The sequence below is a fragment of the Pseudidiomarina terrestris genome (assembly GCF_030466405.1).
Taxonomy (GTDB): Bacteria; Pseudomonadota; Gammaproteobacteria; order Enterobacterales; family Alteromonadaceae; genus Pseudidiomarina; species Pseudidiomarina terrestris.
Genome location: NZ_JAGGJF010000002.1, coordinates 417,657 through 432,148 on the forward strand (window position 1 = coordinate 417,657; position 14,492 = coordinate 432,148).

Annotated in this window: 14 protein-coding genes; 8 read left to right on the forward strand and 6 right to left on the reverse strand. The window is 50.3% G+C overall.

Annotated features, from left to right (window positions below; genetic code table 11):
• Positions 1–2: 2 nt before the first annotated feature.
• Genes J6J34_RS06310 through ccoN form a run of 5 tightly spaced genes read right to left on the reverse strand, consistent with a single transcriptional unit; the run spans position 3 to position 3,793 of the window.
• Positions 3–506, reverse strand: coding sequence for a FixH family protein (locus J6J34_RS06310; protein WP_301720281.1), 504 nt, complete (start codon positions 504–506; stop codon positions 3–5).
• 60 nt (positions 507–566) lie between these two features.
• Positions 567–1,517 carry a cytochrome-c oxidase, cbb3-type subunit III gene (gene ccoP, locus J6J34_RS06315; RefSeq protein ID WP_301720282.1) on the reverse strand — a complete coding sequence of 317 codons (951 nt, stop codon included), beginning with the start codon at positions 1,515–1,517 and terminating at the stop codon, positions 567–569.
• Positions 1,510–1,701 carry a cbb3-type cytochrome oxidase subunit 3 gene (locus J6J34_RS06320; RefSeq protein WP_301720283.1) on the reverse strand — a complete coding sequence of 64 codons (192 nt, stop codon included), beginning with the start codon at positions 1,699–1,701 and terminating at the stop codon, positions 1,510–1,512. The genes ccoP and J6J34_RS06320 overlap by 8 nt, the downstream gene beginning before the upstream one ends.
• Before the next feature lies 1 nt (position 1,702).
• Positions 1,703–2,326: a cytochrome-c oxidase, cbb3-type subunit II gene (gene ccoO, locus J6J34_RS06325; RefSeq protein WP_301720284.1), complete on the reverse strand. Its 624-nt coding sequence runs from the start codon at positions 2,324–2,326 to the stop codon at positions 1,703–1,705.
• A 12-nt stretch (positions 2,327–2,338) separates the two neighbouring features.
• Positions 2,339–3,793 carry a cytochrome-c oxidase, cbb3-type subunit I gene (gene ccoN / locus J6J34_RS06330; protein WP_301720286.1) on the reverse strand — a complete coding sequence of 485 codons (1,455 nt, stop codon included), beginning with the start codon at positions 3,791–3,793 and terminating at the stop codon, positions 2,339–2,341.
• Between the two features lie 247 nt (positions 3,794–4,040).
• Between ccoN and J6J34_RS06335 the strand changes: the two genes are divergently transcribed.
• The 8 genes from J6J34_RS06335 (at position 4,041) to fabA (ending at position 14,085) form a co-directional block, all read left to right on the forward strand.
• Positions 4,041–4,466, forward strand: a complete 426-nt coding sequence (locus J6J34_RS06335) for a hypothetical protein (RefSeq protein WP_301898657.1) — start codon at positions 4,041–4,043, stop codon at positions 4,464–4,466.
• A gap of 79 nt (positions 4,467–4,545) precedes the next feature.
• Positions 4,546–5,010, forward strand: a complete 465-nt coding sequence (locus tag J6J34_RS06340) for an NfeD family protein (RefSeq protein ID WP_301720290.1) — start codon at positions 4,546–4,548, stop codon at positions 5,008–5,010.
• An 11-nt stretch (positions 5,011–5,021) separates the two neighbouring features.
• Complete coding sequence (locus J6J34_RS06345) at positions 5,022–5,957, forward strand: SPFH domain-containing protein (protein ID WP_301720291.1); 936 nt, start codon at positions 5,022–5,024, stop codon at positions 5,955–5,957.
• Between the two features lie 124 nt (positions 5,958–6,081).
• Positions 6,082–7,143, forward strand: coding sequence for an efflux RND transporter periplasmic adaptor subunit (locus tag J6J34_RS06350; protein ID WP_301898658.1), 1,062 nt, complete (start codon positions 6,082–6,084; stop codon positions 7,141–7,143).
• A complete protein-coding gene (locus tag J6J34_RS06355; RefSeq protein WP_301773930.1) occupies positions 7,140–10,223 on the forward strand; it encodes an efflux RND transporter permease subunit in 3,084 nt (1,027 codons plus the stop codon). Before J6J34_RS06350 ends, J6J34_RS06355 begins: the two co-directional genes overlap by 4 nt.
• Before the next feature lie 465 nt (positions 10,224–10,688).
• A complete protein-coding gene (locus J6J34_RS06360) occupies positions 10,689–11,555 on the forward strand; it encodes a TraB/GumN family protein (protein ID WP_301720295.1) in 867 nt (288 codons plus the stop codon).
• A 26-nt stretch (positions 11,556–11,581) separates the two neighbouring features.
• Positions 11,582–13,495 carry a Lon protease family protein gene (locus J6J34_RS06365; RefSeq protein ID WP_301835702.1) on the forward strand — a complete coding sequence of 638 codons (1,914 nt, stop codon included), beginning with the start codon at positions 11,582–11,584 and terminating at the stop codon, positions 13,493–13,495.
• A gap of 77 nt (positions 13,496–13,572) precedes the next feature.
• Positions 13,573–14,085 (forward strand): 3-hydroxyacyl-[acyl-carrier-protein] dehydratase FabA, encoded by a 513-nt coding sequence (gene fabA / locus J6J34_RS06370; RefSeq protein ID WP_301720297.1) that lies wholly within the window; start codon positions 13,573–13,575, stop codon positions 14,083–14,085.
• A gap of 94 nt (positions 14,086–14,179) precedes the next feature.
• Here fabA and rmf read toward each other — a convergent pair whose 3' ends face one another.
• Positions 14,180–14,353: a ribosome modulation factor gene (gene rmf, locus J6J34_RS06375; RefSeq protein WP_301720805.1), complete on the reverse strand. Its 174-nt coding sequence runs from the start codon at positions 14,351–14,353 to the stop codon at positions 14,180–14,182.
• Between the last annotated feature and the right edge of the window lie 139 nt (positions 14,354–14,492).

A 14,492-nucleotide genomic window follows, 5' to 3' on the forward strand; every position in this document is an offset into this window, starting at 1 on the left:
GGTTAAACGCCGTACGTCAGGGGTTCAAGGGTAATTTCACGAGGGCTTGGCAAAAACACCTGTTGACTCAGACGCCAGCTACCATCAAAAGGCGTAACCGTAACCGTCCATTTGCCTCTTTCAGTGGCAACATCCGCAGGTAACTGGCCACGAAAACGACCTTCAGCATCTGCGGTCAGTCTAAGGCTGAAGTCTTTATCGGCCAGGGTGGTGTGATAAAAGTTTATCCGCAAAGCGGTAAGCTCGTCAGGCTGGCCGGATGCATAGCTCAAGACCAGATTCGTACCTTCATGACTGAAGCTGAAGGTAATGCCGCGCGCCTGCGCTTCCTGGACCTTGCCCACCTGGGTATTAATACCACGGCCCTGTTTATAATAATCGTCAATGACCATTGGATTATCGTAACGCGAAGCCACGGTGAGTGTAATGGCCATGGCGATCACCACAGAAAACGGGATCGACATCAACACCCAGGGCCACACTTGCTTGTACCACGGTTTCACCATTTCCAATGTCCTCAAAATAAATACTGCTATAAAAAACCCCGCTAGTGCGGGGTTTTCAGTTTAGTCGTTTGAAAGCCCGTACACGTAGGCACTGATGACGTGTATTTTATCCTCACCGAGGATATCCTTCCACGCCGGCATTACGCCATTACGGCCATTCATCAGAGTTTCTTCGATGGCTTGTTGAGAACCACCATACAACCAGATGTTATCTGTCAGGTTAGGGGCGCCCAGTTGTTGGTTACCCTTACCATCCTGACCATGACACGCAGAACAGACCGCAAAGTTCTGTTTACCTGCCGCAGCCAGCTCAGGATCGACTTTACGACCGCTCAAGCTCAGGACATAGGTCGCCAGTTCAGTAATCTGCTGTTCATTGAACTGCGAACTGAAAGCAGGCATTTGACCCACGCGACCTTGTAGCAAGCTGGTTTTGATGTCTTCTGGTGAGCCACCATAGAGCCAGGCATCATCGGTCAGATTTGGGAAGCCTTTGCCGCCCATTGCATTAGAGCCGTGACACTGAGCACAGTTTTGCAGGAACAAACGCTGGCCAATTTCAGTCGCTTCAGGATCTTTTGCAAGTTCCTTGATGGGTTGTTGCGCATAGGCTTCAAAGATTGGGCCGAAGCGCTCTTCCGCAGCCTGCATCTCGCGATCATATTGCACAATCAAACCAGCTTCACGATGAGCTTCAGTGGCCTCACGGGATTCCTCAAGGGACTGCACGTTCTGGTTTGAGCTCTTCCAGCCTAATAAGCCCTGGAAGTTACCCAGTCCGGGGTACAGCGCCAGGTAAATCAGACCCCATACAATCGTGACCCAGAACAGAATCATCCACCAACGCGGCAGCGGGTTGTTAATTTCAACGATACCGTCGAACTCATGATCCATGAGTTCGCCTTCTTTAATCCCGGTGAAGTTGGTCATGGTCCAGCGTAACAGCCAGATAATACCGACCAAGAACCCCAGGGTTAAAACAATAATCCATGCACTCCAGAAGCTACTCATTATCCTTAGACTCCTGTTTAGTATTGTCTTGTTTTGTCTCTTTCAGCTCATCTTCTTCGAAGATTGACTTGGCGGCCTCATCAAACTTCTTTTTGCGACCTTTGCTGTAAGCCCAGAACACAACGCCAATGAACAATACGAAAACTAAAACTGTGTAAAAACTACGCCAGGTGATGTAATCCATATTAGTTGGCCTGTTGTTGCAAAGCCGTACCTAGCGATTGTAGGTAGGCGATTAACGCTTCCATTTCGGTTTTTCCTGCGACAGCGGCTTTAGCACCGGCAATCTCTTCATCAGTGTAAGGCACACCATAGAATTGAAAAACTTCCATTTTCTTCGCTGTTAATTCACCGTCCAGTTTATTTTCCGCTAACCATGGGAACCCTGGCATGTTCGACTCTGGAACCACATCACGTGGATTCATCATATGAACATAGTGCCATTCGTCACTATAACGGCCACCAACCCGAGCGAGATCAGGTCCGGTACGTTTTGAGCCCCAAAGGAAAGGGCGCTCCCAAACGTGCTCACCCGCCAATGAATAATGTCCGTAGCGCTCAGTTTCGGCGCGGAAAGGACGAATCATCTGGCTGTGGCAGTTATTACAGCCTTCACGGATATAAATATCCCGACCTTCAAGCTCAAGCGGAGTATAAGGTTCCAGGCCAACTACTGGCTCGTTCGTCTGGTTTTGGAAAAGCAAGGGAGTAATTTCCACCAGACCACCGATTGAAATCGCGATGATGGCAAAAATAGCTAGCCAACCGACGCGCTTTTCAACGAAATCATGCGTAATCTTCTTACTCATTGCCAGGACTCCTTAAGCTGACGGCGTTGCTGCTTCACGCGGAGCAACATCGATGGTTTCAGTGGTCGGCTTACCAGCTTTGATGGTGCGGTACATATTCCACGCCATTAGCAACATACCGGCGACGATGAACAAACCACCTACAAAGCGGATGAACCAGAACGGGTAAGAAGCTTCGACACTCTCAACAAAACTATAGGTCAGAGTACCGTCTTCCGCATTAACAGCACGCCACATCAGGCCCTGCATAACACCCGATATCCATAGTGCAACGATGTACAGAACCGTCCCTATGGTATGCAACCAGAAGTGGACGTTGATCCAACGTACGCTGTGCATTTGGGTCTGGCCCCATAAACGCGGAATCAGATAGTACATTGAGCCGATGGTGATCATTGCAACCCAACCCAGTGCACCAGAGTGAACGTGACCGATGGTCCAGTCCGTGTAATGGGAGAGCGCATTGACTGACTTGATCGACATCATAGGCCCCTCGAACGTTGACATGCCGTAGAACGACAGGGAAACGATCAGGAAGCGCAGGATTGGATCCGTTTTCAGTTTATGCCAGGCGCCAGACAGGGTCATGATACCGTTAATCATACCGCCCCATGATGGCACAAATAAGATAACAGACATCACCATACCCAGTGACTGAGTCCAGTCAGGCAAAGCAGTATAATGAAGGTGATGCGGACCTGCCCAGATATACAGTGAAATCAGGGCCCAGAAGTGTACGACCGACAGACGGTAGGAGTACACCGGGCGCTCGGCTTGCTTAGGTACGAAGTAGTACATCATCCCCAAAAAGCCTGCTGTCAGCAGGAAGCCTACGGCGTTGTGGCCATACCACCACTGAATCATGGCATCTACGGCACCAGCATAAATGCTGTAGGATTTGGTGAAGGATACCGGCATCGCCATGCTGTTAACAATGTGCAGCACTGCGACGGTAATGATGAAACCACCATAGAACCAGTTAGCGACATAAATGTGAGACGTGTTGCGTTTAACTAAGGTTCCGAAGAACACAATAATGTACGCGATCCACGACAATGCGATCAGAATATCAATTGGCCACTCAAGCTCGCCGTACTCTTTAGAAGAAGTAAGACCGAGGGGCAGAGTAATTACTGCAAGTACAATAACGGTCTGCCAGGACCAGAACACGAACGCCGCCAGCTTGTCTGAAAACAAAGCAGTGCGACAAGTTTTTTGCACAATATAAAACGAGGTTCCCATCAGTGCTGATGTACCAAATGCGAAAATAACCGCATTGGTGTGCAGTGGACGTAGACGGGAGTAGGTAAGCCATGGCGTGTCGAAATTTAGCTCAGGCCAGATTAGCTGAGCGGCGATCCAAACGCCTAATGCCATACCGATGATACCCCAGACGACCGTCATAACAGTAAACTGTCTGACGACTTTGAGGTTGTATTCGATTTGCTGTGGATTTGTTTGACTCATTTTTGTTTTCCGCGTTGATGCTCTGGATTCAAAAGCGATGACGTCGTAATCGTTTTCGTAACAACGTCGTAACCGTTTTTGTAACAGAGTAACGTGACATTGATGATCGCTTGTCGGATACTTTGACAAACACGCACATTTTATGATGTTTAGGCACAAAAATACAGTAACAAACCGTTAAAATATCAAGCCTTGCGGTCGTCTGAAGAAAAAACGAACACCGCGGTTTGATGGAAAAGAAGGTTTTATGTTCCAGGTAATTAACCACACACTGATTAAGGTCTTTATTCTAGTGGGCTGCACGTGGATCGCGCTTGGCTGCACGCCCCAAGAAACTGTACCTTTAGAAACCACGACCCACAGCTTTGCCAACAGCTCCGCGACACTTACCATGCCAGCGGGACCTGTGCCTGTTGAACAGGCCATGGTCATTGAGTTAAGCCTTCCGCCCCTTGTAAAGCCTGGTCTGTCACAGGTGGAGGGGGTATCCATGTACATGGGAAGCGTGCCTTTGCTTTGGAAAGAAAACGATACAGGAGACTGGCAGACAACTTTATACCTTGGCGCATGCACAGAGCCGCGGATGCTTTGGCGCCTCACCATTCCGTTAATCAGGCCAGCTGAAACTGGCGCGGAGTCGTTAAGCCTCACCTTCGAAAGCGTAGCAAATTGAAACAATTGTCTTGTCGCTTGCTTTTGCACGCGTGCTATAGTCGCTGCTAGTTGTCTTAACCTATAGCAGAGGAATAGCTATGTCGATAGCCTTAATCTGGATCGTGATAGGGATTTTATTGATCCTCTCCGAATTACTGCTAACCAGCGTGATTGCAGTGTTTCTTGGCATCGGAGCCATAGTTACCGGGCTGCTTTTGCACTGGAACATAATTGCAGAAAGCGCAACTCAGTTTGCGGTTTTCGGGGTGGTTAGTTTAGCGCTTTTACTTGTCGCCCGTGGTCAGTTTAAACGCTGGTTTATGGGCTACACCACAGATGAAGACGAGGCCAAGCCTAATTTTCAACGCGATATTGGCGCTCGCGTTAAAGTGATTCGGGACTTCAATCATGGCGCGGGCCGGGTGGTCTTAAATGGTGTGCAGTGGGATGCGTTTTCTGAAGATGAATTAAAAGCAGGTGAAACGGCCTGGGTACTTGCCAACGAAGGTATTCAGTTGACGGTTGCCCGCGATAAGCCGACTCAGCAAGAACACAACACATAGGATGATTGATTATGTTTGAATTGAACGTCGGTACGGTCCTCGCGCTTGGCTTCGCAGTTGCGGTCATCATTATTATTCTGAAAACCGCCCGTATCGTACCGCAACGGTCCAATTATGTTATTGAGCGGCTAGGGCGTTATAACCGAACTTTAGAATCTGGTTTTCACTTATTAATACCGTTCGTTGATAAAGTTGCCTACCAGCATGTGCTGAAAGAAGAAGTAATTGATGTTGAACGCCAGGCATGTGTAACCCGGGATAATATTCAGGTGGGTATCAATGGCGTCCTTTACATTCAGGTGGTTGACGCCCATAAAGCAAGTTACGGCATCAACGACTACCGCTACGCGGCATCCCAGCTTGCTCAGACCACGATGCGTTCGGTCATCGGCCAGACGGATCTGGATAAAACCTTTGAAGAACGTGCGCGTATCAATGAAATAGTGGTGCAAGCATTAGATGAAGCCGCTGCACCCTGGGGTATTAAGGTTCTGCGCTACGAAATTTCGGATATCGAGCTGCCGATGAGTATTAAAGATGCGCTGGAGCAGCAAATGCGTGCCGAGCGCGAGCGTCGCGCTGCGATTGCCAAGTCTGAGGGTGAGCGTCAGGCCATGATTAACGTGTCTGAAGGTCACAAACAGGAGGTTATTAACCTCTCCGAGGCTGAGAAACAAAAGCAGATCAATGAAGCAGAAGGGCGTGCCAAAGAAATTGAGCTTATCGCCATCGCAACTGCTGAAGGCTTGCGTAAAATTGCTAGTGCGACTCAGGAGCCGGGCGGCGAAAGTGCGGTCAGTCTGAGAGTCGCAGAACAGTACGTGAAAGAGTTCGGCAACCTGGCGAAAGAGACCAATACTTTAATTTTACCGGCGCAATTGGCGGACATCGGTGGTGCAGTTGCCGGTCTGACCGAAGTGCTAAAAGTTAAACCCAGCCAGCAGTAATTGTTAAACTGGCGTATCTAAAAGACTGTTCATCGTAGATGGGCGGTCTTTTTTGATCGTATTTGCTGAAATACGCATACTCACCTTTAACTTCTTCATCTGTCGCATAAGGACATCAAGTTTAATGAAGCTCTCGACCGCTTTCACTTTATCCATGCTAACTCTGCTTACCGTTACGCCCGCAGTGTTCACTGAGGCTACAGCGCAACAATGGGGCAACTCCGAACAGGCTGCGCTGGTCGTCATGCAACCTCTGGGTTTTGAGAGTAAGCAGGAGCAGGTCGAAGCTGTCGGTTATGCCGAAGCTTTGCAATCTGTCGAACTTTATCCTGCGGTCGGTGATGTCGTGCAGTCGGTTAATTTTGCCCCCGGCGACCGGGTCCAGCAAGGTGATGTGCTGGTACAACTGGACGATAGACGTCAGCGCATTGCGTTGCAACGTGCGAAACTGCAACTTGCCGATGCCGAGCGCACGGTCGAGCGATTGCAATCGAGTCATGCGCAAGGCGCGATTCCCAAGAGCCAGCTCGATGAAGCCGTGATCACCCGCGATTTACTGGAAGTCGCCGTCGATGAAGCGCAAACCAACCTTGATGACCGTCAGGTTGTTGCCCCTTTTACCGGTGTGATTGGCATTACTGATGTTGAAACTGGTGATCGCATTACCCCGCAAACGCTTATTGCCACTCTGGATAAACGCGAAGAGCTTTACGTTGACTTCCTTGCGCCTGAGGCGTCCGTCACACTATTGGAGCAGGGTGCGACTGTACAAGTATTTGCCTGGCAGCGCATGCAAGAGCCGCTAGCCGCTGAAGTAGCTGAAATTGGCTCACGAGTTGACCCTTCCAACCGTACGGTTCGTATCCGTGCGGTCATGGACAATGTCAACGATAAATACCGACCGGGAATGAGTTTTCGGATTGCCTTAACCCTTGCCGGTGACAGTTATCCTGTGGTTCCGGAGGCAGGTCTGATGTGGGGCCCGGAGGGTGCCTACGTCTGGATCGCTGAAGATGGTAAAGCCAAGCGGGTAGATGTTTCGATTAAACAGCGCTTACCCGGGCGCGTGCTAGTGGATGGTAATTTGCAATTAGGCGACCAACTCATTGTTGAAGGCGTACAGACGCTGCGCGAAGGGCAATCGGTTAAAGAGTTAGCCGCGGCAGACGGGGGCGCAAGCGCATGAAATGGGCTCCGCAGTTAAATGACCTGCCGTCGCTGTCGATTCGACGCCCGGTTCTTATCGTTGTTTTCAACCTTCTCATTATTATCGCTGGTTTAGCAGCCATCCAGGGCGTTGAGGTGCGTGAGTTACCTGACGTTGATCGTCCTGTGGTCTCGGTGACTGCAAGTTACCCTGGCGCAGCCCCGGAAACCGTAGATACCGAAGTTACCAGTCGTCTGGAAGGGGCAGTGGCGCGGGTTAGCGGGGTTAAGTCCATCCGTGCTTCAAGTGAAGAAGGCAGCTCTCGCATTGTTGTTGAATTCCGACCCGGTGTCGACTTAGACAGCGCCGCCAATGAAACCCGGGAATCAGTAAGTCGGGTGCAGCGCCGGTTGCCAGAACAAGTTGAAAATGTCGCTATTATCAAAGCGGACAATGACGCGGAGTCTGTGGTCTCCCTTGCCATCTCCAGTGAAGAGCTAGATTTGTCTTCGCTTACCGAGCGCGTCGAAACCGACCTGGCGCCTAACTTTCTAAATATTCCGGGGGTTGCTGATGTGCGCTTGACCGGTGATCGCCGCCGGGTGATGCGGGTGGTTATCGAGCCTCTGCGTCTGGCCAGTTATCAGTTAACCGTGAGTGACGTCGCTGCAGTGCTGCGACAGGCTCCTTTTGATGTACCCGCCGGGAGCTTAAAGTCCACGGATCAGCAGCTGATCGTGCGCGCCGATGCCAGTTCGGTCACCACTGAAGATGTTGAAAATATCATTATTTCTGGCACCACCCGCGTCGGTGACATTGCCACAGTTTACTTTGGCCCCGCCGACGCCAGCAGCATTACCCGACTCGACGGTAAGCAGGTTCTTGGTTTAGGGATTATTCGTCAGGCGCGTTCAAATACTATCGAGATATCCGACGAAGTATTACGCTTGGTTGAAGACTTACGTAAGCAGTACCCGGAACTGACTATCCGCATCACCAGTGACGATGCCGAATTTATTCGCAGTTCCGTCGAAGAAGTTATTACCTCGCTGGCACTGACCATCTTATTGGTGGTCGCCACGCTCTGGCTGTTTATTGGTTCCGGCCGCGCCACCATTATTCCTGCAGTCTCAATTCCGGTCGCGCTGATCGGCTCAATTGCGGTCATTTGGTTGCTAGGATTTTCGATTAATATCCTGACTTTGCTAGCCCTGGTGTTAGCCACAGGTTTGATCGTCGATGATGCCATTGTCGTCTCCGAAAACATTCAGCGGCGGCGCAGTATGGGTATCGGTGCCCGCGCAGCAGCGGTTATTGGTACCAGAGAAGTTTTCTTTGCTGTGGTGGCCACCACTGCGGTGTTGGTTGCGGTATTTGTACCCATCGCATTTTTGCCGTCCACTGCCGGGCGCTTGTTCCGTGAGTTTGGTGGCGTACTCGCTGCCGCGGTGATTATTTCTTCCTTTGTTGCGCTCTCGCTGGTGCCCGCGCTGACGGCAAGGCTTCCGCTAAAAGACCACAAAGAAACCGTACTTACCCGGCTGGGCCATCGTTTCCGTAACGCTTACGTGAAGAGTCTGCACTGGGCGCTTGATCACGCAAAAATTGTTTTTGCCGCCTGTGTCCTGATTGCCGGTACCGCGGTCGGTTTTTATCTAAATGTCGACAGTGAGCTGATGCCATCGGAGGATCGCGGTCAGATCCGAATCTTCGCTCGTGGGCCGGATGGTGTCGGTCTGAACTTTATGAACCGCCAGGCGCAGCAGATGGAGGAAATTCTGCTGCCTTATGTAAATGGCGGGGCAGTTGAAAGTATTAATACTCGCGTCGGGCAATGGGATCCCAATTTGGTTTTCATTACCGTGCGTTTGACCGACTGGGAAGAGCGCGATCGCTCGCAACAGGAAATCATCGACGAAATAAGTGGACCTTTAGGTCGCATTCCCGGGGCGCCGGCACGTGCCTTTGGCTCAAACAGTCTGAACCTGCGAGGCCAAGGCGGTGGACTTGAAGTCGCCCTAACCGGTGACAACTACCGTGAGATTTATGACGCCGCGCAAGCCTTTGGCAAAGCCGCGCAGGAAGCGATGCCGGAAGTTGGTTTTCCGCGGATTGGTTACCAACCAACGCAACCACAGCTAAGGGTTAATATTGATCGCCGTCGCGCCTCTGAACTTGGAGTGTCCCTGAGTGATATTTCATCGACGTTGCGGGTCGCCATCAATGGTGATGATATTGCTGATCTAAATATCGGTGACCAGGCTGTGCCTATCATGCTGCAAGCGGAGCGCAGTCAGATCCGTTCACCAACTGATCTGGCCAACCTTTATGTTGGTGCGGCAGACGGAACTCTGGTTCCCTTATCGAGTGTAGCGACCATAAGCGAAGAGGGTGTTGCAGCGGAACTTGAACGTCGCGCTCAACGGCGTGCGATCGAAGTGGATATGCAAATGCCTGGCAGTATTCCAATCGAGCAAGTGGTTGAGAATTTACGTGCGATTGCCGCGGAAACCTTGCCGGAAAATATTGGCATGGTGCTGCTTGGTGAAGCCGAAGCCTATCAGGAAACTGAGCGGGAAGTGATGATGACCTACATCCTGGCATTTCTCATTGTGTTGCTGGTCTTAGCGGCCCAATTTGAAAGTGTGAACAGTGCCATTGTGGTCATGGCAACGGTACCTTTTGGTATTGCTGCCGCATTCTTTGCGCTGTACCTGACCGGCACCTCCATTAATATCTTCTCGCAAATAGGCCTGGTGATGTTAATTGGTCTGATCGCGAAGAACTCCATTTTGTTGGTTGAATTCGCGGATCAGCTCCGCGACAAAGGTCAGTCGGTACGCGAGGCAGTTGAGAATGCTGCGGATATTCGCTTACGTCCCATCATGATGACGCTGGTTTCAACCTTGCTCGGTGCCTTGCCCTTAATCCTTTCCGTGGGCGCAGGCTCAGAAGCAAGAAACGCGATCGGCTGGGTGGTATTTGGTGGTCTTGCTTTTGCCGTTGTCTTTACGCTGTATTTAACACCGGTGATTTATCTGGCACTGGCGAGATTTACCAAACCGCGTGCGGACGAAACTCAGCGGTTGGAGCGCGAAATGGAAAAAGCTTCAGACTGATGAAAACATCCTTATTTAAAAGCTCACTAGTGATCATAGCGGCGTGCCTGACTCCTCAGGCCGTCGCAGATGTTATCGATAGTAGCCCGCAATGATCTCTCCAAGTGGGCACCAGCTGTCGATAATGTGTTGCAGCAACAAATGGATTCTCTGCAAAGCTACTTGTTAGATCTGTAATTCTTCCGCTGATTTTTCACTCCTGAATCGTTCGCTACGTAAAATCTGTTCACAGAGCAGGGCCATTCTAGCCAAATTTTCACGTAGCTCAGCTCATTAATGTGAACACCCACTTAGATTATATAGTCTTATCCATAGTTGATTTAACATAATATACATTATGCGCAATCTAAAAATAAGCAAAGTTAGCCCGTGGTTCTCTTCGTTCAATTGAGTCTGTGGCCGCTTACGCTTAAACTAAGCATTGTTTTAACGACAATTTAAAAAAATACCCAAGGAAGAATTATCATGGTTAAAAGTATCACCGCTCTTTTGGTTGCCGGAGCGCTCTCAGTAAGTACCGCCCAGGCGTCTTTGTTGTACAAAGTGACTGGCAACGACATGGCTGAACCCTCCTATTTGTTTGGCACAATCCACATGATTTGCGCTGAAGATTTTAAAGTTCATGAACAAACCAAAGCCGCGTTTGCCCAGGCCGATCGTTTAATTATGGAATTGGACATGGCGGACCCCGGCGTTTTGCAGTCGATGCAGACCAAACTACTCGATCCCCAGGGACGCAAATTGTCTTCGCATGTGTCTGAAGCTCAGTACGAGTTATTGGATGAGTTCTTAACGTCTACTATGGGCACGGGTCTGACGACGTTTGACGGCATGCGCCCCTTTATCCTCAGTAGCATGGTCATGACTTCACAACTTGGTTGTGCACAGCAAATGTCCTATGAAGGACATTTCACTCAGAAAGCCATGGAACAACAAAAAGCCGTTGACGGCCTGGAAAGCGTTGATTTTCAGTTTGGTATTTTCGACCAGATCCCCTATCAGGAACAGGTTCAGTGGCTAATGGAGTCCCTTGAAGATAAAGCTAAAGCCAAAGGCGAACTGGATAAAATGGTGCGCTTATACGTGGCTGAAGATATGGAAGGTCTTTATAAGATGATCGCTGATACCGACGCTTACGCGGACTACACAGCGTTATTACTGGATGATCGTAACCGGACCTGGCAACAACAGCTTGACGCGGACTTGCAGGCTCCAGGATCGGAATTTATTGCCGTAGGAGCGGGTCATTTAGGCGGTAATGCTGGTATCATTCAGCTCCTAAAAGATCTGGGGTATGCGGTTGAGCCCGTTACAACCCAAACCCAGGATTAACTGTTAAAGCAAGAAAGGATAATTTAATGCGCGTCGCCGCTGAACAACTGCAGCCAACTATTCACGAATGGGCGCAACAGCGCCCTGCTACTCCGCAGGCTAACCCTTTAGTGGGCCAGGATCGTGCCCTTACGGCGATTCAGCAAACCATGCGCATTGGCGGTCGCTACGCCCATGGCTACATGGTGACCACGCCTGGGTTGCGGGTGGTGGATGTGTTGCATGAGTTACAGGTACGCCATCAGTGGGTTCATTTCGAGCGTTCAGACTGGCTGTATCTGGTTAATCCGGACTCAGCCAACGAACCGCTGTGCGTCAATGTCCCGGCCGGTACCGCGCGGTCTGTCCTTGAGGGGCTGTTGCAGTTGTTTGAGCTGGATGCGGCCGAACGCGCCAATGCGGTTCAGAAACTACTGGAGACCTTTCCCAGCGAGCGTCTGCAGAATTACGTCGAGCGCATTAAAGACAAGACCTTAGCGGAACTGCCCGGGAAGGAACTGGCAACAGTTATTGTCGAGTCCGATGCCGATTCAGATGATTTTGTGCTTTGTGATCGCGTCACCGAAACCAGTCTGTTTGGCACCATCCGCTTACAGTCCGTTGAAGGCACCATCTCCTCGGAACTGCACCTGATTCAATCTGGTGCTTTATTAAAAGCCAATGGCGGTGTGCTGGCCATTGACGCCGAAGAACTGCTGAGCCAGCCCGGCCTCTGGCGCAAACTGAAGTACGTATTACGTACCAGTCGTTTTCATTGGCCGCAACCAGGCGAAGCCAATATTGCCGCCTACTACCAGCCCGAACCGGTCCCCATTCACCTCAAAGTGTTGTTATTGGGCGATCGTTCCATCTACGCACAGTTGCGTGAACTTGACCGTGATTTTGATAATCTGTTTCCGTATCTGGCTGACTTTTCATCACACTATCCGGTGGCACAAAATCCATTAGCGCCCTACTTTGACTACCTGGCTTATGTTGAGCGCGAGGCAGCGACCCTGCCGCTGGCGGCGTCGGCAATTCCACTGGTTCTTAAATATGCCGCGCGCCTGAGTGATTATCAGACGGAGTTGTCACTGGATACTATTGCGTTGATGCAATTGCTACGTGAAGCGGCGGCATTAGCACAAGATCAACAGCTCGACAGCATTACCCATGACACTATTTTAGCTGTGCTGCAGCAGCGTCTTTATCGCGATGGTTATATTGCCGAGTTAAGCCGTCGCCAGATCCTGGAAGGCCAGGTTTATATCGAAACCAGTGGTGCTGTGGTGGGTCAGGTCAACGGTCTGACAGTGGTTACCATGGGCGGCTCTGAGTTTGGTGAACCCACCCGAATCACCGCTACCGTGCACTATGGTGATGGTGACATTATCGATATTGATCGTAAATCTGAGCTCAGCGGCAATATTCACACCAAGGGTGTGATGATTCTGTCTGCTTATATTGCGAATGTATTCGCGCGCAGCGAAGAGATGCGATTGTCAGCCACCATTGTGTTCGAACAATCTTATTATGAAGTCGATGGTGACAGCGCCTCGCTGGCAGAGCTCTGCTGTCTGTTATCAGCCCTGGCAGAAGCGCCTGTGGCGCAAGGTCTGGCCATTACCGGTGCGGTGGACCAGTTTGGCCGGGTGCAGGCTATTGGTGCAGTGAATGAAAAGATTGAAGGTCACTTTGCCCTTTGCCAGGAGCGTGGTTTCGACGGTAAGCAAGGAGTGATTATTCCGAGTGCGAATTTAAGCCAGCTCAATTTAGATCCTGATGTTATCGCCGCAGTCGCTGAAGGCCAGTACCATGTCTACGCCATCGACGACGTCGCTGAGGCACTGACACTGCTCACTGGTGAAGAACAGAAACAGTTGTATGCACGTATAGAAAAGCGTCTTGACGAGCTCCAGCATTGCGAGCCAGAGCAGCCATGGTACAAGCGGATCTGGTAAAGGTACTTGTCGGACTTGTTTAGCGTACAAGTGTTCGCTAAGCTAACAGCACTTTTCACGCCGAAGACAAGGTGTTTATGACTCAATCAAGTTTTAACCGCGACGACCTGCTAGCTTGTGCCGATGGCAAGATGTTTGGTCCAGGAAACAGCCAGTTACCCGCCCCTAACATGCTGATGATGGACCGCATCGTCACCATTAATGACGAAGGCGGCGAGTACGGCAAAGGCTACATTCACGCTGAATTGGATATTTCACGGGATCTTTGGTTCTTTGACTGTCACTTTAAAGGTGACCCGGTCATGCCAGGTTGCCTGGGACTTGACGCCATGTGGCAGTTGACAGGCTTCTTTCTGGCCTGGAGTGGCGGCCCTGGTCGCGGTCGTGCCTTAGGAGTTGGTGAAGTAAAATTTACTGGTCAAATCCTTCCTACCGCGAAGAAGGTCAGCTATTTCATTGATATGAAACGTGTTATCAAGCGTAAACTGTTTATGGGAGTCGCTGATGGTCGCGTTGAAGTGGATGGCAAAACGATCTACACCGCAAAAGATCTTAAAGTGGGTCTGTTTACCGACACCTCAAACTTCTAAGCGCTCTTGCCGATAAAAGAAAAGCCCGCATCAGCGGGCTTTTTAGCTTTCCAGAGATAGAGTAAATCTTTTTACCTCATTTGCGTTGGACAGATTAACGATACAATCCTACACTCCGCGCTTCTTGCGCGTCGCGCCAACCGCCTAACCACTGGGAACGAATTTCCTGATTCTGATACGGACATAGTTCTTTTGAACGGCCCGACACACCCGCTTTAAAACCTTGAGAATGTGCCCGTTCTAGGCGATCGCGTTTCTGTCTTTTCATCATTCATTACCTCGTCCAGTTGTTCTTGTCGTTTTTTACTAAGAGCGAAATTTATTTCACTCTTGTAATAATAGATAGCAACTCAGGGAGGGAGTTCAATAGTAAAAAAAGACGCTTTTTCAGTTCGCCTTATAAGCTG